Origin of the sequence: Hymenobacter sp. 102 (assembly GCF_049949205.1) — a bacterium.
In the GTDB taxonomy this organism is placed as follows: Bacteria; Bacteroidota; Bacteroidia; order Cytophagales; family Hymenobacteraceae; genus Hymenobacter.
The window spans coordinates 2,134,536-2,154,966 of record NZ_CP188172.1 but is presented as its reverse complement, the minus strand read 5'-3'; the positions used below and the strand labels follow the sequence as shown (position 1 = coordinate 2,154,966).

Below are 20,431 nucleotides of genomic sequence, written 5' to 3'. Positions count from 1 at the left end.
GAGGGCCTGTATACGGAAACGGGGCTGCTGCAACCAATCAACGCAAGGTTTTATACAGCCTGCGGTTAAGAGAGCAAGCTACCGCACAACTTCCAGCCGCTGACTGCGCAGCACCGGCCCGCGGGCCGGTGTCACCCGCAGCAGGTAAAAACCAAGCGCAAAGTTATCCAGCGCAATTCGGGTAGTGGCTGCCGAGGTGGCAATGGTGCGCACCGTGCGGCCGGCCGCATCCAGCACGTGAATTGTGCGCGCCTCGGGCGCAGCGAAAGTCGCAGTAACCGCCTGCGCAGCCGGGTTGGGGTACAGGCTGAAGGTGCCGACAGACGGATACTCCGGCAACGGCGCAGTAGCAGGGGCAGAGCCAGCCGTTTCCAGGCGGTAGGTGGGAAAACTATCGGGCAACGTCCGGTAAAACCGATGCAGGGCCACTTTGTCAAACCGCATGACCACGCTATCGGCAGAAAAGTTACGGAACCGGACCAGCTTCGCAAACTGCCCGCCCTCCACGGCCGCCGACAGGTCCTGCATCTGCGGATAACCGGTGCCCAGGCCCTGCACGCTGCGCCGGGTAATGCGGGCCGCGTGCACCCAGTTGCTGGCGGAGTCGCTTCCCGACGTCACGAGGTAATACAGCCCCCGATACCGGAAAGCCCGCGCGGCAAACCACGGAACCGTATCAGCGGCCCGTATCATCGAAAACTGGTTTAGCTGGGTGCGCGGGTCGTAACGCAGCACAAATTGGGTAGTGTCCGGGCCCAGTAGTCGCCCGGCCGGCCCCAGTACGTCAACCAGATTGCGCGGGGCAGCCAAGGGCGGTAGTGGCTCGAAGCGCACGGTGGGGCCAGTTTCGCAAGCGGCCAGCGCCCAAGCTCCGCACAGCAGTATTCCAGGGTATCCGGGACGGACGAAGGGCAGGGCGGCACGCATATCGTGTGGAAATAACGGTATGCCCATTTATTGCTCCGCTGAAGGCAAGGTAACCCAGCCGCGCAAAACCCCGATATTTGCCCGCGCTATGCCCCAGGTTCCGCTATCCGTCGTCATCATCACCTTCAACGAAGAAGCCAATATTGCCCGCTGCCTCGAAGCCGCCCGGCCCATTGCCGATGAGTTGCTGGTAATTGACAGCTTCTCCACCGACCGCACCGTGGAAATCTGCCGTGAACTGGACGTACACGTGGTGCAGCACGCGTTTGAAGGCTACGTGGAGCAGAAGAACTACGCCACCGCCCAGGCCCGCCACAACTACGTGCTCCAACTGGATGCCGACGAAGTGCTGACCGAGGAGCTACGCCAGAGCATTCAGGCCGCCAAAACCAACTGGCAGGGCGCCGGCTACACCTTGGCCCGCCTTACCAACTACTGCGGCAGCTGGGTGCGGCACGGCGGCTGGTACCCCGACCGCAAGCTGCGCCTCTACGACCGGCGTCTGGGCCAGTGGATGGGTCTGCTGCTGCACGAGCGGTACGAGCTGCAGCCCGGCCAGCCCGCGCCGTTGCCCCTGGCCGGTGATGCCCTGCACTATTCCTACGATTCCGTAGAGCAGCACGTCAGCCAGCTCAACCGCTTCACCAGCATTGCCGCCGAGGAGCTGTGGCTGCGCGGCCGGCGCAACGTGTCCCTGTTTCATCTGCTGCTGAAGCCGTGGTGGAAATTCGTGCATGGCTACGTACTGCGGCTGGGTTTTCTGGATGGTTTCGCGGGGCTGAGTATTGCCGTTATTTCGGCCTGGGGCGTGTTCCTGAAATTTGCCAAGCTCAAAACCAAGCCGCGCCCATGAGCCGTACCTTCCTCCTCAGCCGCACCGACGCCATCGGAGACGTGGTGCTGACGCTGCCCGTGGCCGGCCGCCTGAAGCAACTGTTTCCAGGGTGCCGGGTGCTACTGCTCGGCCGCACCTACACGCAGGCCGTAGCCAAAGCCTGCCCCTGGCTGGATGGCTTCATAAACTTCGATGAGCTGCGGCAGCTGCCGGCAGCCGCCCAGCTAGCCGCCCTGCAGGCCACCGCCGCCGATACCATTCTGCACGTTTTTCCCAACAAGCTGCTGGCCGCGCTGGCCCGTAAGGCCGGTATCCGGCAGCGCGTGGGTACCCGCAGCCGCTGGTTCCACTGGCTCACCTGTAACCACTTGGTAGCCCTGAGCCGCCGCCACTCGCCCCTGCACGAAGCCCAGCTGAACCTGCAGCTACTCCGCAGCGTGGGCGAAATGACGGTTTTACCTTTAACTGAAGTAGCGTCGCTAGTGAAGCTGCAACCCGTAGTACCACTGCGGCTGGAACTACGGCAGCTGCTCAACGCCCGCCAACCCGGCCAGCTCAACGTCATTCTGCACCCGCGCAGCCGGGGCAGTGCCCGGGAGTGGGGCCTGGCGCATTTCGGCACCCTGGCCCGGCTGCTGCACCAGGCCGGGCACCGGGTATTCATCACCGGCACGGCCGCCGAAGGGGAAGAGCTACGCGAGTGGCTTACAGAGCATCAGCCGTTCCTCGCCGCCGAGCTGACCGGGCAGCTGGAGCTACCGGAGTTTCTGGCTTTCATTGCCACCGCCGATGGGCTGGTGGCCGGCAGCACCGGTCCGCTGCACCTGGCCGCCGCGTTAGGTCGGCACGCGTTGGGGCTGTACCCGCCCATTCGGCCCATGCATCCCGGCCGCTGGGCTCCGCTGGGCTTGCACGCCGAGTACCTGATATTTGATAAACCGGACTGCCAGGAGTGCCGCACCCAGCCGGCCGCCTGCACCTGCATCAAGGCGCTGGAGCCCGTGCAGGTGCTGGCTCGGGTACAGCAGTGGCCACCCTTGCTGTTTGGTAGCAGTTCACTGCCCGGTTAAAGCCAGGTCGGTGGAATTGGTCAGCTGCAGGAGGGCTGGCAGAAATGGGCCGAAAACTCCGGTATGCAACCTGAAAGGCCGCCCAACCCGTAGGTATATTCACTCAGCCATATAAAGACTCCCGATCAGGTTAGCGTAACCTTTCCGTCGGATATGGGTCAGACCTGCGCGGTCCGCCACGTATGTAGGCACATGGCTGCTGCGAAAACCTTCTGCGCCGGAGCCGGTATAATCCAAAGCATTTGTCAAACGGCGGTATTTCACTAATATTCAGCCGCAATAATTAGCGTTCATGAGCGACTCTCCCGAGCGGATTCCAAAACTGAGCAAAGAGGAAAAGGACCGGCGTTTTCAGGCCGAACTGATGCCCGTGCTCGACCCCCTGTATAATTTCGCCTTCCGCCTCACCCTCGATGAAGATGATGCAAATGACCTGGTGCAGGAAACTTATCTGAAAGCATATCGCTTCTTTGAGTACTTCGAACCGGGAACAAACGCCAAAGCGTGGCTGTTTCGCATCCTGAAAAATTCGTTCATCAACGATTTTCGCAAAAAAAGTAAGCAGCCCGCCAAGGTTGATTACAGCGAAATCGAAGGGTACTACAACTCGGAAGATGTAGAGGCGGATAACGACGCTGGCCCCTCTTCCTCCGACATGCGGCAACAAGCCGTGCGCGACCTGATCGGTGATGAGGTGGCCCGCGCCTTGAATTCGCTGCCCGTGGATTTTCGCACGGTCATTATCCTCTGCGACCTGGAAGGGTTCACGTATGAGGAAATGGCAAAAGTGCTGGACATCCCCATCGGTACGGTGCGCTCCCGCTTGCACCGGGCACGCAACTTCCTCAAAGAAAAACTTGAAAAATATGCCAAGTCAATGGGCTATGGCTCCGATGATAATGGCACCGATGACACCTTCCTCTCAGAAGAATCCGAATAATTTCCCCTCAGCCAACGCTTTCGCTATGGAAACTACGTCTACAAAGCAAACCAACCAGAGCGGTGCCCCTGCCTCCAGCGGCCCCGACTGTGAACGTGTGAATACCATACTCGACCAGATTATTGTTGGGCAGGAGCCCACGGCTGAGGATACGGATTACTTCGTGAACCACGCCGAAGACTGCTCACCGTGCTTCGATAGCATTGAGAAGCAGCACATTTTCATCGACTTTTTGGGTGAGCATGTGGGCCGCAAAAAAGCCCCCGCTGCTTTGTCCGATTCGATTCTTGCAAAACTTCAGCGAGAAATGGCCTAATTTTGCCCGATGCAGGGTAAAATCATCGCCTTTTCGGCCCCTTCGGGTGCTGGCAAGACCACCATCGTACACCGGCTGCTGGAACGCATGCCGGAGCTAAGCTTCTCCATTTCAGCGTGTACCCGCGACAAGCGGGGCCGCACCGAGGCCAACGGCAAGGATTACTACTTTATCTCCGTGCAGGAGTTTCAGGAGAAAATCCGCCACGATGACTTTGTGGAATGGGAGGAAGTGTACGAAGGCGCGTTTTATGGCACGCTGAAATCGGAAGTGGAGCGCATCTGGGACAATGGGCAGCACGCCATCCTGGATGTGGACGTGAAAGGTGGCCTCAGCATTAAGGAGTTTTACAAAGAGCGGGCCTTAGCCATCTTTGTAAAACCACCGTCGCTGCAGGTACTGGAGCAGCGTCTGCGCAACCGTGCTACCGATTCGGAAGCCAGCATCTCCGCCCGGATTTACAAGGCCAACTTTGAGCTGACGTTCGAAGATCGTTTCGACGTGGTTATCGTCAACGACGACTTGGAGCGCGCCATTGACGAAGCTGAAAAGCTGGTGCGAGCCTTTATCACCGCCGAGTCAGCCATTCTGTGAGCAGCTCTGCTACCGTTGCCTCCGTGGGACGGAGAGTAGGGCTGCTTTTTGGTTCGTTCAATCCTATCCACACCGGGCATCTTATCCTGGCCAATTTCATGGCCACGCACACTGATTTGGATGCTGTGTGGCTGATTGTGTCGCCGCAGAGCCCGTTTAAGGTGGGGCAGGAACTACTGGGTGAACAGGAACGACTGGATTTGGTAGAGCGGGCCATTGCCGGTAATAACCGGCTACGCGCACTGGACGTGGAGTTTGCCATGCCCAAGCCCAGCTACACCATTGATACGCTGGACGAGCTACGGCGGCAGTACCCTGATTACCAGTTTGTGCTGCTAATGGGAGAGGATAATCTTTCTGGTTTACCCCAGTGGAAGGAAGCAGCGCGCATTCTTACAGAAAATGAAATCTACGTCTATCCACGCCCAGGCGTAGATGCTCCTGAGATGAATGCCAACCCCAGTGTGCGGGTAGTGAAAGCCCCGCTGCTGGATATTTCGGCTACGTTTATCCGGGAGTGCGTGCGCGAAGGTAAATCCATCCGCTACCTCGTGCCCGAAACGGTGGAACAGCAGATTCTGGCTGCTGGATACTGGCAGCAATAAGGTATAGCGCGTAAGCAACAGAAAGCCCCTGACTTCAGCGTGAAGTCAGGGGCTTTCTGTTGGCCGGATGGCAAAGGCAGAAATCAGATGGTCATGATTTCCGATTCCTTCTTGCTCAGCAGCTCATCTACTTTGCTGATGTAGCTGTCGGTGAACTTCTGCACTTTGGCTTCCGCATCTTTCACGGCATCCTCTGAAGCGCCTTCCTTCTGCAACTTGCGCAACGACTCGTTCACGTCTTTGCGGATGCCGCGGATGCGCACTTTGCCGCTTTCCGATTCGTTTTTGGCCTGCTTTACCAGGTCGCGGCGGCGCTCCTCCGTCATGGGCGGAATGTTCAGGCGCACACCTTCGGCATCCGACTGGGGGTTCAGGCCCAGGTCGCTGTTTTTGATGGCCTTGGCAATCTCGCTGATCATGTTTTTTTCCCAGGGCTTGATGAACAGCGTGCGGGCGTCGGGGGCCGCTACGTTAGCCACCTGCGCAACGGGCGTGGGCGTGCCATAATAGTCAACCCGCAGCGAGTCAAGCATAGCGGGAGTGGCCTTACCGGCCCGGATACGGGCGAATTCTACCTGCGTGTGTTGCAGGGCCTTGCTCATCGACTCCTCGGCCTCGTCCAGATAAAACTTAATTTCTTCGTCCACTTCTTAAAAAGGTTGAGTGTTGAATGTAGGTGTTGCGTTTGCGTGAAAACCGCGCTGGTGTTACGCCTGTCCCGGCGTGCTGTTGTGGGTGGCTGGCTGGAGGCTGCTGTGATTGGGGTCGGTTGTTTTGCTGCCGTGCATACTTACCAGCGTGCCTACACTTTCCCCGTCCAGCAGTCGCTGCAGGTTGCCTTCCTTATTCATGTCAAAAACAATGATGGGCAGATTATTCTCCTTGCAGAGCGTAAAGGCCGTCATATCCATCACATTAAGGTTCTTCTCCATTACTTCATCAAAAGTAATTTCCGGAAACCGCACGGCCGACGGGTCTTTCTCGGGGTCAGCTGTATAAATACCGTCCACGCGGGTACCTTTCAGTACCACATCAGCTTCAATTTCAATGGCGCGCAACGAGGCGGCCGAGTCCGTGGTGAAGTAGGGGGAGCCGATACCCGCTCCGAAAATTACCACGCGGCCTTTTTCCAAATGACGCATGGCGCGGCGGCGGATGTAGGGCTCACATACGCGCTGAATGGTAACGCCCGAGAGCAGGCGAGTATTCACGCCCAGCTTTTCCAGAGCACTCTGCAGGGCCATGGAGTTGATGACGGTTGCCAGCATGCCCATGTAGTCGCCCTGCACGCGGTCCAGCCCAAAGGCCTCGGCCTGCACGCCCCGAAAAATATTGCCCCCGCCAATGACTACGGCTACCTGAGTGCCCGTTTCGGCTACGGCCTTGATTTCTTCGGCGTACTGCATGAGGCGGGTGGCATCAATGCCATACTGTTGCTGGCCCATCAGAGCTTCGCCGCTTAGCTTGAGCAGAATTCGGTTGTACTTCAAGGTGAGAGGGGGTTAAGCGTGAAACGCGACTGACGTAACAAGGCCGTAAGCCAGTACCGGCGGTTGAAGCCGCACGGTATCCGCTTACGGCCCCGGGCAAAGAAAGTGCTGGCTAGCTGAAGTGTACGAGCACCTGGCCTTTGGTTACGTTGTCGCGCAAATTGACTTTTATCGCCGCCACGGTACCATCACCGGGCGCTTTTAGAATGTTTTCCATCTTCATGGCTTCCAGCACCAGCAGCGGGTCGCCCTTCTGTACGGTTTGCCCCAACGCCACCCGTACGTCCACAATCAAGCCAGGCATGGGGGCCTTCAGTTCGTTTATTTTCTGGCTGGCCGCGTTGCTCATGCCCAGCTTGTCCAGCAGCAGATCGAACCGGTCCTTGGCTTCCAGCTCCACGCGCTGCCCGTTCAGCTTCAGGACCAGTTGTTTGCTGGCATAATCAGCTGATACCAGTTCCGCCGAATAGGAACGGCCTTCGTACAGTACATGGTAACGGCCGTTACCCAGCGGAGTAATATCCCACTGGAATGGTTGTCCATTCACGGTCGTGGTGCCGTTGGGCTGATAGTCAACTTCCCAGGCAGGCAGGGTAGGGGCGGTACGAATCTGGAGCATTGGGGGTGGAGCAGGAGTAGGGCGGAAAAGGGCTTAAAGATAGGCCAATTCTGAAATAAATTCGGAACTTGACCATTCAATGTCCTAGTGCCTTTTTGCATGAAATATCCGGTCTTCGGTACCTTCTTCCTGGTGCTGATGTCTCAGCTATCTGCTTTTGCTCAGGTAGTTAAGTCCAGTCGTCCAGCCTCTGCTGTGAGCCATCCTACGCGTAAAAAAGCGGTAGAACCAACTACTGTTGCAACCCCGGTTTCGGCCAGCGCGGTGGTGCCTAACTGGCTGCCCGCCATCAATCCGGCGCAACCAGCGGCTACCATATTGCACGATCTGTTTGACACCCGGCTGGATGTACGCTTCGACTGGAACAAGCAGTGGCTGCTGGGTACGGCGGTGCTCACGCTGCGGCCGCACTTCTACCCGCAGAGTCAGTTGGTGCTGGATGCTAAAGGCTTTGACGTGAAAAGCGTGGAACTGATGAACGGAGCCCGTAAGGGCAAAGATCTTAAGTTCAGCTACGATAAAAAAAAGCTGACCATCACCCTCGACCGTTTGTACCAGCGCACCGAACAGTATCAGGTGCGGGTACAGTACGTGGCTAAGCCCAACGAGCTACCGAAAGGCGGCAGCGAGGCGATAACTGAAGACAAGGGGCTATACTTCATCAACCCGCTGGGAACCGACAAAAGTAAGCCGCGCCAAGTCTGGACCCAGGGCGAGACAAAGGGCAGTTCCTGCTGGTTTCCCACCATTGATGAGCCCAACCAGCGCATGACGCAGGAAATCAGTCTCACAGTGGAAAGCGGCCAGAAAACCCTATCCAACGGACTGCTGGTATCGTCGCGGCGTAACACCGATGGCTCTCGTACCGATACCTGGAAGCTGAATCAGCCCCACGCACCTTACCTAGCTATGCTGGCCGTGGGCAATTTCGCCGTGGTGGCTGATTCCTGGCGCGGTAAGCCAGTGGAGTACTACGTGGACCCCGCCTACCAATACACCGCCAAGCGGGTATTTGGCAACACGCCCGAAATGCTGGAGTTTTTCTCCAAGAAGCTGGGAGTTGATTTTCCCTGGGATAAGTATGCCCAGGTGGCCGTGCACGATTTCGTGTCGGGGGCCATGGAAAATACCACGGCTTCCACCTTCCAGCAGCAGATGGTGCAGTTCACCCCCCGGGAACTGCCCGACGTTACCTACGATGCCTCCGAATCGGTCATTGCCCATGAGCTGTTTCACCAGTGGTTTGGAGACTACGTGACCACCGAATCCTGGAGCAATCTGCCCCTCAACGAGTCCTTCGCTGACTACTCGGAGCTGCTGTGGGCGGAATACAAGTACGGAGCCGATGCGGCGGCGCTGGTACAGCAAACCAAACTGCGCAATTACCTGGAGGAGGCTCAGATGAAGCGTGAGCCGCTTATTCGCTACCGCTACGCCACGCAGGAGGATATGTTCGACCGTCACTCTTACGATAAAGGCGGACGTGTACTGCATATGCTGCGCAAACACGTAGGCGACGAAGCCTTCTTTGCCTCCCTCAATCGGTACTTAGTTCATAACAAGCTGAGCAGTGTTGAACTTGCCAAGCTGCGCATTGCTTTCGAAGAAACCACGGGCGAAGACCTCATGTGGTTTTTCGACCAGTGGTTTTTGCAGCGCGGCCACCCGGAGCTTCGCGTCACGCACAGCTACGAGAACAGCCAGGTAGTATTGCGGGTGCAGCAAGTGCAGGATACCCTATATCAGCCCGTGTACCGGCTGCCCGTTACGGTAGCCACTTGGAGCGGTAGCCAACCCACCGAGCACCGCATTCTTATCACCAAAGCCGATCAGACCTTCCGTCTGCCGGTTAATCAGCGACCCAGCTTGGTTAAGTTTGACGATGAAGGCATGCTGCTGGCCGATATCGACGAAACTCAAAGTCAGGAAGAGTTGCTGTACCAGCTCAGTCATGCCCGCGGTTACCTTCAGAAATACAAAGCCATTCAGGCCCTGCGCAGCAAATCCGGCGACTTGCTGGTCAGCGCCGCCTTCCGGAGTATGCTCAACGACCCCTTCTGGGGTACCCGCGTGGCAGCCCTCGAAGGGTTGCGCCGCTACCGCGGAGCTGAGGGAAGCGCCGTGCGAAAGGACCTGCAACGGGTGGCCACTTCCGAGAAACATGGGATAGTGCGCGCCACCGCCATCCGTGTACTATCCTCCTTCCCCAACGAAGATTACAGCGAGCTGTACAACGCTGCCCTCAAAGACAGCTCCTATGTAGTAGCCAGTGCTGCTGTTGAGGCGCTGGCGCATGCGCCAGCGCCCTCCACCCGGGGCCAGGTGGCAGCCCTGCAGAATACCACTAATCCAGCTCTGCTCACGGCCCTATCCACCTACTACGGCCTCAATGGCACTCTTGATGATTATTCATGGTTTCTGCAGCGTAGCAAGGATGCGCCGGCGGAAGTACTCTACGTGATGCTCGAAAACTTTGGGTTGCTGATGCAGCGGATTCCTCCCATTGAGCGGGAGAAAGGAATTCAGCGGCTTGAGACACTAGCCCGTACCCATTCACAGCTATACGTACGACTGGGGGCATATAAAGGCTTGCACGAGCTGGTAGCCAGTATGCCGGCCCTCAAGACCACGCTGCAGGATATCCGCAACAAGGAAAAGGACAGCAACCTGAAGGCGATGTACAGCCTGATTCAGTAGTCGCACATTTTTTTTTGCTGGCTCTCCATCTTTTTTGCGGATGTGCTTGTGCTAGGTAGTCAGATAATTACCTGCCATTGCGAAGGCTAGGCAGAGCCAAGGAGGAGGAAAAAGTTAAAACCTTTTTTGGTGAAGGCTTGACTTGCATCAGAAAGCCGCTAATTTTGCAACTCCAATCGACACAGTAACGGTTTCGGCTGCTACCATTGAGAAAGGGAAATCCTGGCGAACGGCACAGGAAATATAGCTGGGGGCGTCGCATAGCGGCAATTGCGGGTGACTGTAACTCACCTCCTTCGGGTTCAAAGGTTCGAGTCCTTTCGCCCCCACTACAAAGTAAGGTATGAGTTTATGAGGGTAGGGATGCATGAGGGTTTTCCTCTTACACACTTGTCCTCATAGCCTCAAGCCCTATGAAATGCGGGAGTAGCTCAGTTGGTAGAGCGGCAGCCTTCCAAGCTGCAGGTCGCGGGTTCGAACCTCGTCTCCCGCTCGGTGTCAGGAATGACAGTGAGAAAGTACATAGATAGCTTAGCTGGTAAATGTTTCTCATCTGTTGTATCTTTGCCAAACAAACCAAAACAAGCCGTTTTAGCTCAGTGGTAGAGCACTTCCTTGGTAAGGAAGAGGTCATGGGTTCAAATCCCATAAATGGCTCAGAATTACGAGTACCAACGGGGCAGCGCGACTGCACCGTTTGGAAACTGTCAGCAAAGTAAAGCGACGTGCAGTCCCGACTAAACGGAGCTGTGTTTCGCTTTCTTACTGTATAGTCTAGTCGCGTTTCCCCCTCATCACCTCAAAATTCCTCTTAATCTCTTTACAATGGCTAAAGAAAATTTTGACCGGTCCAAGCCGCACGTAAACATCGGCACGATTGGTCACGTGGACCACGGCAAAACCACCCTCACCGCTGCCATCACCACGGTTCTGGCTAACAAGGGTCTGGCTGCCAAGCGCGACTTCTCTTCGATCGACAATGCTCCCGAAGAAAAAGAGCGTGGTATCACCATCAACACCGCTCACGTAGAATACGCTACCGAAAACCGTCACTATGCTCACGTTGACTGCCCCGGTCACGCTGACTATGTGAAGAACATGGTAACTGGTGCTGCTCAGATGGACGGTGCAATCCTCGTGGTAGCTGCTACCGACGGCCCGATGCCCCAGACGCGTGAGCACATCCTGCTCGCTCGCCAGGTAGGTGTTCCTCAGCTGGTTGTGTTCATGAACAAAGTGGACATGGTGGACGACCCCGAGCTGCTCGAGCTGGTAGAAATGGAAATCCGCGAGCTGCTGTCGTTCTACGACTTCGACGGCGACAACATTCCGGTTATTCAGGGCTCGGCTCTGGGCGGCCTGAACGGTGATGCCAACTGGGTTCCCAAAATTGAGGAGTTGATGGCGGCTGTTGACAGCTACATTCCAATTCCTGCTCGTCTGACCGACCTGCCCTTCCTGATGCCCGTAGAGGACGTGTTCTCTATCACGGGTCGTGGTACGGTAGCTACCGGCCGTATTGAGCGTGGTATCATCAACTCGGGTGAGCCGGTTGAAATCCTCGGTATGGGTGCTGAAAACCTCAAGTCGACCGTAACGGGCGTTGAGATGTTCCGCAAAATCCTGGACCGTGGTGAAGCTGGTGACAACGTAGGTCTGCTGCTCCGCGGTATTGAAAAAGAAGCCATCCGTCGTGGTATGGTTATCTGCAAACCCGGCTCGGTTAAGCCTCACCAGAAGTTCAAAGCTGAGGTGTACGTACTGTCGAAAGAAGAAGGTGGCCGTCACACGCCGTTCTTCAACAACTATCGTCCTCAGTTCTATTTCCGCACCACCGACGTTACCGGCATCATCTCGCTGGGTGAAGGTGTAGAAATGGTAATGCCCGGTGACAACGTAACTATCTCGGTTGAGCTGATCAACTCGGTAGCTATGGAGAAAGGCCTGCGTTTCGCTATCCGTGAGGGTGGCCGTACCGTAGGTGCCGGTCAGGTAACCGAAATTGTTGACTAGTTTTCAGTAGAGAATTAGTGAAATAATAAATCCGCCTCCGAAAATTTCGGGGGCGGATTTGTTTTATGTAAAGAGTTCCATACATTTGCAGTCCCAATCCAGCACCTTGACTGGTAGGGATGTACACACGGGCGTAGTTCAAGGGTAGAATAGAGGTCTCCAAAACCTTTGATGGGAGTTCGAATCTCTCCGCCCGTGCCACCAAAAGAACTACGGCTGCTTCGGCAGCCGTAGTTTTACACCCCAAACCGGTGCTTTCTATCATGAGCAAGCTAACCAAGTACTTTCAGGAGACATCCGAAGAGATGCGTTACAAGGTAACGTGGCCTTCTCTGGAGGAACTGCAGAAAAGCGCGGGCCTAGTGCTGATTGGCTCTCTATTGTTTGCTGCCGTGGTAGGTGTATTGGACGTAGCTTTTAAAGAAAGCTTAGAAGCATTTTATAACTCAGTCCGTTAATCGGAAACTATTCGACGACAATGGGTGAGTTGAAATGGTACGTAGTTCGCTCGGTTAGCGGACAAGAGAAAAAAGCCAAAACCTATCTGGAAACGGAAATCGGCCGTCATGGCCTTTCTGACTTGGTACCCCAGGTATTGATTCCGGTGGAAAAGGTATTCGAGATGCGCAACGGCAAGAAGCGCGTACGCGAGCGTAACCTGTATCCCGGCTACATCATCATTCACGCTGACCTGACCCATGGTGAGGTAGATCACATCATCACCAGTACGCCTGGTGTGATTGGTTTTCTGAGCGACAAGGAAGGCAAAGCAGCCAACCAGAACACGAAACCTGTTCCCCTGCACATTTCGGAAGTTAACCGCATCCTCGGGATTGTGGACGAAGTGGAGGAACAGGCCGCTACGTTGGAGACCCCCTTCGTGGTGGGGGAGTTGGTAAAGATTGTGGATGGTGGCTTCGCGGGTATGTCGGGCACGGTGTCCGAGGTATTCGAGGAACGGAAGAAACTGAACGTTATCGTGAAAATTTTCGGCCGTAGCACTCCCATGGAGCTCAGCTATACCCAGGTTGAGAAGGAAGCATAACTGATACAACAACGTCACCGGTTATCCGCTCCGGACCGGTGGTGCTTCCACTTTTGGAGCAATTTTCATCTGAGGGTACGTGCGAGTTACCGCACAAGCCCGAAGCCTTTCAAACCAAATGGCCAAGGAAATTAGAGGTTATCTGAAGCTTCAGATAAAGGGAGGCGCCGCAAACCCTGCGCCGCCGGTTGGACCTGCACTTGGTAGCAAAGGCCTTAACATCATGGAATTCTGCAAGCAGTTCAATGCGCGGACCCAGGATAAGGCCGGCCAAGTTTGTCCTGTACTCATCACCATGTACACCGACAAGTCGTTCGACTTCGTGGTGAAGACTCCTCCGGTGCCGGTTCTGCTCATGGAAGCAGCCAAGCTCCAGAGCGGCTCGAAAGAGCCGAACCGTAACAAGGTAGGGTCGGTATCATGGGACCAAGTGCGCACCATCGCTGAAACGAAAATGCCCGACCTGAATGCCTTTAAGGTAGAGTCGGCCATGAAGCAGGTGGCTGGTACGGCTCGTAGCATGGGTATCACCGTGTCGGGCACTTCTCCCTTTGCTGAATAATTAACAACGGAGAAGACACATGGCAAAGATTAGCAAAAAGCGCAAGGAAGCCCTTGCCAAGCACGACCTGACCGAAGTTCGGAACTTGGTGGAAGCTGCCAAAGTGGTAAAGGACATCACCTATACCAAGTTTGACGCTTCTGTTGATATCGACGTTCGTCTGGGTGTGGACCCCCGCAAAGCTGACCAGATGGTACGTGGCGTAGCCACGCTGCCCCACGGTACCGGCAAAACGGTTCGCGTTCTGGCCCTCGTAACGGCCGACAAAGAAGCCGAAGCTACTGCAGCTGGTGCTGACTACGTTGGTCTGGACGACTACATCTCGAAAATCGAGAAGGGCTGGACCGATATCGACGTGATCATCACGATGCCGTCGGTAATGGCGAAGGTAGGCCGTCTGGGTCGCGTACTGGGTCCTCGTGGCCTGATGCCGAACCCCAAGTCGGGTACCGTAACCACGGACGTGGCCAAGGCTGTGCAGGAGGTGAAGGCCGGTAAAATCGACTTCAAAGTTGACAAAACGGGTATCATCCATTGCTCGGTTGGTAAAGTGTCGTTCGACGAGCAAAAGCTCGCCGAAAACGCCATCGAAGTAATCCAGACGCTTCAGCGTCTGAAGCCTTCGTCGGCTAAAGGCACCTACATCAAGAGCATCACGCTTTCGAGCACGATGTCGCCCGCCGTTCCGGTTGACACGCAAGTAACTTCCGCCTAAGTTTTAATCAACACGACGATATGATCCGGGAAGACAAACAAGCCCTCGTCGACGAGTTGAGCGAGAAGTTTCAATCGCACAACGCGTTCTACATTGCCGATGCTTCGGGAATGTCGGTGGCGAAAATCAACGAATTCCGCCGCCTGTGCTTTACCCGCGGCATGGAGTTCAAAGTGTACAAAAACACCTTCATCCGCAAGGCGCTCGACACCCTAGGTGCTGACACGGCTGAGATGAACGCTGCGCTGAAAGGCCAATCGGGTATCCTGTTCTCGAAAGAGTCGGGTAACGCACCTGCCAAACTGCTGCAGGACTTCTACAAGTCGCAGAATTACGGCAAGAACGTAGAGCCCAAGCCTGCTCTGAAAGGTGCTTACGTAGATGCTGGCATCTACATCGGCGCCAACCAGCTGGCTGGCCTGAGCACGCTGAAAGGCAAAAACGAGCTTATCGGTGACGTTATCGGTCTGCTCCAGTCGCCCGCCAAAAATGTTATCTCTGCTCTGTCGAGCGGCGGCAGCAAACTGGCTGGTATCCTCAAAACGCTTTCCGAAAAAGAAGAGGTTGCAGGCTAACCGCTGCTCATCTTTTTCAAAAGAGTATTGAGTATTAGGTATTGAGTAATAAGACACAGTTCTCATCTCAATACGCACTACTCATTACTCAATACTTTCAATTTCCTTCAACAACCCCCCTTTTTAACAATCTACAGAAATGGCAGATTTGAAAGCATTCGCCGAGCAGCTCGTTAGCCTGACGGTAAAAGAAGTAAACGAACTGGCTACCATCCTGAAAGACGAGTACGGCATTGAGCCCGCTGCTGCTGCTCCCGTAATGATGGCCGGTGGTGGCGCTGCCGCTGCTGACGCTCCCGAGGAGAAGACCTCGTTCGACGTAATCCTGAAGTCGGCTGGTGCTGGCAAACTGGCTGTGGTGAAACTGGTGAAAGACCTGACCGGTCTGGGCCTGAAAGAAGCCAAAGAACTGGTTGACGGTGCTCCCAAGGCCCTGAAAGAAGGTGTTGCCAAAGACGAGGCTGAAGGCCTGAAGAAGCAACTGGAAGAAGCCGGCGCTGAAGTAGAAATCAAGTAGTTTCTGCTGCCTGCTCTTAAAACCAGCAAATAAGGGAGAGGCCTGGCAACTAAGCCAGGTCTTTTCCTGTTTGTAGGCAACAAACTAATCGGAAGTTCGTTTGCGCGCCGCTTTGCGGCTTTTTGTGCCTACGGACGCCAGAGGCGCAAAGTTTTGCTTTGCGCTTTCGCGCGCTCAATACTTCCGGAATTTTCAAGGTAGGGGCGCTGCCGCTATCCTGTTCTGGATTCTCTCAGTATCCATTTCCTAACCCCACATACATTGGCTACACCGAAAGCAACAGGCCTGCAAAAGCTGCAGGCGGCTGACGAGCGGATCAACTTCGCCAAGATTAAAAAGGTTATTGAGTACCCGGATTTCCTCGACGTGCAGGTTCGCTCGTTCATGGATTTCTTCCAGCTGGAAACGGCTGCCGAGAGCCGGACCGATGAGGGGCTTTTCAAGGTATTCGCCGAGAACTTTCCGATTTCGGACTCGCGCGAAAACTTCGTGCTGACCTTCCTCGATTACCACGTTGACCCGCCCAAGTACTCCGTTGACGAGTGCATTGACCGGGGCCTCACGTACTCGGTACCGCTGAAAGCCAAGTTGCGCCTGGTCTGCAATGATACGGACAACGAGGATTTCGAGACGATTGAGCAGGAGGTTTTCTTAGGGAACATTCCCTACATGACCGAAAAGGGCTCGTTCGTTATCAATGGGGCGGAGCGCGTGATTGTGTCGCAGTTGCACCGCTCCCCGGGCGTATTCTTCGCCCAGAGCAAGCACACCAACGGCACTAAGCTGTACTCGGCCCGTATCATTCCGTTCAAAGGCTCGTGGATTGAGTTTGCCACGGACGTGAACAACGTAATGTACGCCTACATCGACCGGAAGAAGAAATTTCCGGTTACGACGCTGCTGCGCGCCATCGGCTACGGCACCGACAAAGACATTCTCGACCTGTTCGGGCTGTCGGAGGAAGTGAAGGCCGATAAGAAGAACCTCAAGAAAGCCGTTGGCCGCAAGCTGGCTGCCCGGGTGCTGCGCACCTGGACGGAAGACTTCGTGGACGAGGACACCGGAGAAGTGGTTTCCATCGACCGGAACGAGGTACTGCTGGAGCGCGACTCGACCATCGAGGAGGAAGATATCGACACGATCCTGAACGCCGGGGCCAAGTCGGTGATTCTGCACCGCGAGAACGTAAACATTGCTGACTACGCAATTATTTACAACACGCTGCAGAAGGACAACTCCAACTCGGAGAAAGAAGCCGTGGAGCAAATCTATCGTCAGCTCCGGAACACGGAGGCTCCCGACGAAGAAACCGCCCGCGACATCATCCAGAAGCTGTTCTTCTCGGATAAGCGCTACGACCTCGGGGACGTAGGCCGCTACCGTATCAATAAGAAGCTGGGTATTGACACCGGTTGGGACGCCCGCGTACTGACCAATGAGGACATCGTCCTCATTGTGAAATACCTGATTGGTCTGATCAACTCGAAGGCCATTGTCGATGACATTGACCACTTGAGCAACCGTCGGGTACGCACGGTAGGGGAGCAGCTCTACGCCCAGTTCGGCGTGGGCCTGGCCCGGATGGCGCGTACCATCAAGGAGCGCATGAACGTGCGTGACAACGAGGACTTCAAGCCGGTTGACCTGATCAATGCCCGGACGCTGTCGTCGGTAATCAACTCGTTCTTCGGCACCAACCAGTTGTCGCAGTTCATGGACCAGACCAACCCGCTGGCCGAGGTGACGCACAAGCGTCGCGTATCGGCACTGGGGCCGGGAGGTCTGTCGCGGGAGCGGGCTGGTTTTGAGGTACGTGACGTTCACTACACGCACTACGGCCGCCTCTGTACCATTGAAACGCCGGAAGGCCCGAACATTGGTCTGATTTCGTCGCTGTGCGTGCACGCCCGGGTTAACTCGATGGGCTTCATCGAGACGCCCTACCGCACGGTAGAAAACGGCAAGGTAGATACCACGGAAAACGTGAAATACCTGACTGCCGAAGAAGAAGATACCCACCACATTGCGCAGGCCAACGCCCGCATCGATGAGGAAGGTAACTTCATCAACGACTTGGTAAAAGGCCGTTTCGAAGGTGACTTCCCCGTGGTTGGTCCCGACGAATATAGCTACATGGACGTTGCGCCGAACCAGATTGTATCGGTGGCTGCTTCGCTGATTCCGTTCCTGGAGCACGATGACGCCAACCGTGCCCTGATGGGTTCGAACATGCAACGCCAGGCCGTACCGCTGCTGCGCGCTGAGGCGCCCATCGTGGGTACTGGTCTGGAAGGCCGCGTGGCCATTGACTCCCGCACCCTGGTAGTAGCCGAAGGTGAGGGCGTGATTGACTACGTAGATGCCAACAAGATTGTGGTGAAGTACGACCTGACGGCCGACGATATCCTCGTAAGCTTCGACGCGGAGAAGATTTCGTACGACCTGATCAAGTTCCGCCGTACCAACCAGGATACCTGCATCAACCTGACGCCCATCGTGAAGAAGGGTGAGCGGGTGACCAAAGGACAGCCCCTGTGCGAAGGCTACGGCACGAACAAAGGTGAGCTGGCTCTGGGCCGCAATATGCAGGTGGCTTTCATGCCGTGGCAGGGCTACAACTTCGAGGACGCTATTGTTATTTCGGAGAAGGTAGTGCGCGACGACATTTTCACCTCGATTCACATTGAGGAGTTTGAGCTGGAAGTGCGCGAGACCAAGCGTGGCGAAGAAGAGCTGACCTCGGAAATTCCGAACGTGAGCGAAGAAGCCGTGCGTAACCTCGACGACAACGGCATCATCCGCCTGGGGGCTGAGGTACGCGAAGGCGACATCCTCATCGGTAAGATTACGCCCAAGGGCGAAACCGATCCGACCCCGGAGGAGAAGCTGCTCCGCGCCATCTTCGGCGACAAAGCCGGCGACGTGAAGGATGCCTCCCTTAAGGCGCCACCGTCCCTGAACGGGGTGGTTATTGGCACCAAGCTATTCTCACGTCCGAAGAAAGACAAAAACCTGCGGGCCAAGTCGAAAAAGGAAGTAGAAGAGCTAAAGGAGTCGTACGCCCGCGAATTGCGCGGCATCAAAGCCGTGATGATCGAAAAGCTGGTGGATTTGCTGGAAGGCAAAACCTCCCAGGGCGTGAAGCACAAGTTTGGTGACGAAATCCTGACTAAAGGGGCCAAATTCGGGAAGAAGAACATCACGGAAGCGTTGTTCCCCGAGAAGAATCCTTATAAGGACGAGAGCAACTACGCCGTGCCGGAAGAGGTGAACATGTTCAAAGACCTCATTCTGGAGAACTGGACCGCCGACGCCCGCGTGAATGGGATGGTGCTCGAACTGGTGAAAAACTACACCAAGAAGCGCAATACCATCACGGCCCGCTTTAAGCGTGACCGGTTTACGCTGGAGGTTGGCGACGAGCTGCCCGCCGGTATCGTACAGCTGGCCAAAGTGTACATCGCCAAGAAGCGCAAGCTGAAGGTGGGTGACAAGATGGCTGGTCGTCACGGTAACAAAGGGGTAGTAGCCCGCATCGTGCGCGACGAGGACATGCCTTTCCTGCCCGACGGCACCCCGATGGACATCGTGCTCAACCCGCTGGGTGTACCAAGCCGGATGAACATCGGTCAGATTTACGAGACCGTACTGGGCTGGGCTGGCCTGAAGCTAGGCCGCACCTACGCTACCCCCATTTTCGACGGTGCTACCGAAGAGGAAGTATCGAAGGAACTGGCGGAGGCCGGGCTGCCGCACTTCGGCCGTGCTTACCTGCACGACGGTCTGACGGGTCAACGCTTCGACCAGCCGGTAACCGTGGGCGTGATTTACATGCTCAAACTCGGTCACTTGGTTGACGATAAGATGCACGCTCGTTCTATCGGGCCGTACTCGCTCATCACGCAGCAGCCGCTGGGTGGTAAGGCGCAGTTCGGTGGTCAGCGCTTCGGTGAGATGGAAGTGTGGGCGCTGGAGGCCTTCGGTGCTTCCAACGTGCTGCAGGAAATCCTGACGGTGAAGTCGGATGACGTGGTAGGCCGTGCCAAAGCGTACGAAGCCATTGTAAAAGGCGACGTACTGCCCAAGCCGAATATCCCCGAGTCGTTCAACGTACTCATCCACGAGTTGCGCGGTCTGGCCCTGGAAATCACGCTTGACTAATTAACTGAGAAAGGGAGCTGTCGATTCGTTGACAGCTCCCGCTTTCAGTTAGTCAGTATTTAACTTCTGATCATCTTATTCTTTATGTCCATTGTCAGTCAGTACATCCTAATTCAAGGCGAAGCAGATGCCAGTATTAGTCATCTGTTACAGGAATTGAATATCAAGGAGTACAGTGCCGAGAAAGAAGTAATGCTCTACGAGGCTAATAAGCCTAAGACATTATTTATTGGACGTTATAAGAATGTACTAATCATTGTTCATCCTAGTTGGCCTTTCGATTTCTTTGGGCCAAAGCAGTCTGAAACTGAAAGCAAGTTCATTCGCCTGTTTCCAAAGGCTGAAATGGCTGTTCTGATATCCAACGAACAGGTTAATGCTTTCGGATATGCACTCGTTCGGGATGGAGTTAAGGTTAGGATGAAAGATGGAGCAGATGGAGATATATTTAATGACTTTGGCGCATTGTTGCCGGAAGAAATAGAGGTAAAAAGGCGAATTCAGAAGGGTAAAATTCTACCGCAAGAAGAAATTGCCGAGTTACGGGAGGATATGTCAGAAGATGAGGTACAGCAATACATCGAGTTTGAAGCTTGGTGGGGCGTTCCGGAACTGATTGCCAAACGCTATTTCGATGGACAGACAATGAATCATATGCTTGGTAGTGATACCAAGATTACTCGGTTTGTCAAGAACTAATTGAGTTTCCTGAGTCGCTTGCACTACTTCATTCAAGAAATGCCACACCAC

20 protein-coding genes and 4 tRNA genes are annotated in these 20,431 nt (G+C 55.4%); 20 read left to right on the top strand and 4 right to left on the bottom strand.

All coding sequences use genetic code 11. The features are described 5' to 3' along the window. Positions 1-78 precede the first annotated feature (78 nt). Entirely contained in the window at positions 79-927 is an 849-nt protein-coding gene (locus tag ACN19L_RS09340) for a T9SS type A sorting domain-containing protein (RefSeq protein WP_426493211.1), read from the bottom strand. A gap of 88 nt (positions 928-1,015) precedes the next feature. Here ACN19L_RS09340 and ACN19L_RS09335 point away from each other — a divergent pair, with 88 nt between their 5' ends. The 6 genes from ACN19L_RS09335 to nadD all read left to right on the top strand — a co-directional run bounded on the left by ACN19L_RS09335 (position 1,016) and on the right by nadD (position 5,287). Continuing rightward, the gene (locus ACN19L_RS09335) at positions 1,016-1,780 is read left to right on the top strand and encodes a glycosyltransferase family 2 protein (RefSeq protein ID WP_426493210.1); all 765 of its coding nucleotides are present in this window, start codon (positions 1,016-1,018) and stop codon (positions 1,778-1,780) included. Next, entirely contained in the window at positions 1,777-2,832 is a 1,056-nt protein-coding gene (locus ACN19L_RS09330; protein ID WP_426493209.1) for a glycosyltransferase family 9 protein, read from the top strand. Before ACN19L_RS09335 ends, ACN19L_RS09330 begins: the two co-directional genes overlap by 4 nt. Before the next feature lie 292 nt (positions 2,833-3,124). After that, on the top strand, positions 3,125-3,772 hold the full coding sequence (locus tag ACN19L_RS09325; RefSeq protein ID WP_426493208.1) for a sigma-70 family RNA polymerase sigma factor: 648 nt from the start codon (positions 3,125-3,127) through the stop codon (positions 3,770-3,772). 25 nt (positions 3,773-3,797) lie between these two features. Then, entirely contained in the window at positions 3,798-4,088 is a 291-nt protein-coding gene (locus tag ACN19L_RS09320) for a hypothetical protein (RefSeq protein ID WP_426493207.1), read from the top strand. 9 nt (positions 4,089-4,097) lie between these two features. Then, positions 4,098-4,682: a guanylate kinase gene (gene gmk / locus ACN19L_RS09315; RefSeq protein ID WP_426493206.1), complete on the top strand. Its 585-nt coding sequence runs from the start codon at positions 4,098-4,100 to the stop codon at positions 4,680-4,682. A 23-nt stretch (positions 4,683-4,705) separates the two neighbouring features. Further along, a complete protein-coding gene (gene nadD / locus ACN19L_RS09310; RefSeq protein WP_426493205.1) occupies positions 4,706-5,287 on the top strand; it encodes a nicotinate (nicotinamide) nucleotide adenylyltransferase in 582 nt (193 codons plus the stop codon). A gap of 83 nt (positions 5,288-5,370) precedes the next feature. Here nadD and frr read toward each other — a convergent pair whose 3' ends face one another. The 3 genes from frr to ACN19L_RS09295 all read right to left on the bottom strand — a co-directional run bounded on the left by frr (position 5,371) and on the right by ACN19L_RS09295 (position 7,396). Further along, entirely contained in the window at positions 5,371-5,934 is a 564-nt protein-coding gene (gene frr, locus ACN19L_RS09305; RefSeq protein WP_426493204.1) for a ribosome recycling factor, read from the bottom strand. 60 nt (positions 5,935-5,994) lie between these two features. Further along, a complete protein-coding gene (pyrH, locus tag ACN19L_RS09300) occupies positions 5,995-6,777 on the bottom strand; it encodes a UMP kinase (RefSeq protein WP_426493203.1) in 783 nt (260 codons plus the stop codon). Positions 6,778-6,889: 112 nt separating this feature from the next. Beyond that, entirely contained in the window at positions 6,890-7,396 is a 507-nt protein-coding gene (locus ACN19L_RS09295) for a biotin/lipoyl-containing protein (RefSeq protein WP_426493202.1), read from the bottom strand. 195 nt (positions 7,397-7,591) lie between these two features. Between ACN19L_RS09295 and ACN19L_RS09290 the strand changes: the two genes are divergently transcribed. The 14 genes from ACN19L_RS09290 to ACN19L_RS09225 all read left to right on the top strand — a co-directional run bounded on the left by ACN19L_RS09290 (position 7,592) and on the right by ACN19L_RS09225 (position 20,380). After that, entirely contained in the window at positions 7,592-10,093 is a 2,502-nt protein-coding gene (locus ACN19L_RS09290) for a M1 family aminopeptidase (RefSeq protein WP_426493201.1), read from the top strand. 249 nt (positions 10,094-10,342) lie between these two features. Further along, positions 10,343-10,422 (top strand) — tRNA-Tyr (locus ACN19L_RS09285). Between the two features lie 91 nt (positions 10,423-10,513). Further along, positions 10,514-10,586: transfer RNA gene (locus ACN19L_RS09280), tRNA-Gly, on the top strand. Between the two features lie 92 nt (positions 10,587-10,678). Beyond that, positions 10,679-10,750: transfer RNA gene (locus tag ACN19L_RS09275), tRNA-Thr, on the top strand. 168 nt (positions 10,751-10,918) lie between these two features. Then, on the top strand, positions 10,919-12,106 hold the full coding sequence (tuf, locus tag ACN19L_RS09270; RefSeq protein ID WP_110976694.1) for an elongation factor Tu: 1,188 nt from the start codon (positions 10,919-10,921) through the stop codon (positions 12,104-12,106). Positions 12,107-12,233: 127 nt separating this feature from the next. Beyond that, positions 12,234-12,307: transfer RNA gene (locus ACN19L_RS09265), tRNA-Trp, on the top strand. Positions 12,308-12,369: 62 nt separating this feature from the next. Continuing rightward, positions 12,370-12,564, top strand: a complete 195-nt coding sequence (gene secE, locus ACN19L_RS09260) for a preprotein translocase subunit SecE (protein ID WP_426493200.1) — start codon at positions 12,370-12,372, stop codon at positions 12,562-12,564. A 20-nt stretch (positions 12,565-12,584) separates the two neighbouring features. Next, positions 12,585-13,151 (top strand): transcription termination/antitermination protein NusG, encoded by a 567-nt coding sequence (nusG, locus tag ACN19L_RS09255; protein ID WP_125427631.1) that lies wholly within the window; start codon positions 12,585-12,587, stop codon positions 13,149-13,151. Positions 13,152-13,269: 118 nt separating this feature from the next. After that, on the top strand, positions 13,270-13,713 hold the full coding sequence (gene rplK, locus ACN19L_RS09250) for a 50S ribosomal protein L11 (protein WP_044003266.1): 444 nt from the start codon (positions 13,270-13,272) through the stop codon (positions 13,711-13,713). A gap of 19 nt (positions 13,714-13,732) precedes the next feature. Continuing rightward, the gene (rplA, locus tag ACN19L_RS09245; RefSeq protein ID WP_139925660.1) at positions 13,733-14,428 is read left to right on the top strand and encodes a 50S ribosomal protein L1; all 696 of its coding nucleotides are present in this window, start codon (positions 13,733-13,735) and stop codon (positions 14,426-14,428) included. A gap of 20 nt (positions 14,429-14,448) precedes the next feature. Beyond that, positions 14,449-15,003, top strand: a complete 555-nt coding sequence (gene rplJ / locus ACN19L_RS09240; RefSeq protein ID WP_426493199.1) for a 50S ribosomal protein L10 — start codon at positions 14,449-14,451, stop codon at positions 15,001-15,003. A 139-nt stretch (positions 15,004-15,142) separates the two neighbouring features. Beyond that, a complete protein-coding gene (gene rplL / locus ACN19L_RS09235) occupies positions 15,143-15,520 on the top strand; it encodes a 50S ribosomal protein L7/L12 (protein ID WP_354577809.1) in 378 nt (125 codons plus the stop codon). Positions 15,521-15,805: 285 nt separating this feature from the next. Then, positions 15,806-19,681: a DNA-directed RNA polymerase subunit beta gene (rpoB, locus tag ACN19L_RS09230; RefSeq protein ID WP_426493573.1), complete on the top strand. Its 3,876-nt coding sequence runs from the start codon at positions 15,806-15,808 to the stop codon at positions 19,679-19,681. 84 nt (positions 19,682-19,765) lie between these two features. Next, entirely contained in the window at positions 19,766-20,380 is a 615-nt protein-coding gene (locus ACN19L_RS09225; RefSeq protein WP_426493198.1) for a hypothetical protein, read from the top strand. The last annotated feature ends 51 nt before the right edge of the window (positions 20,381-20,431 follow it).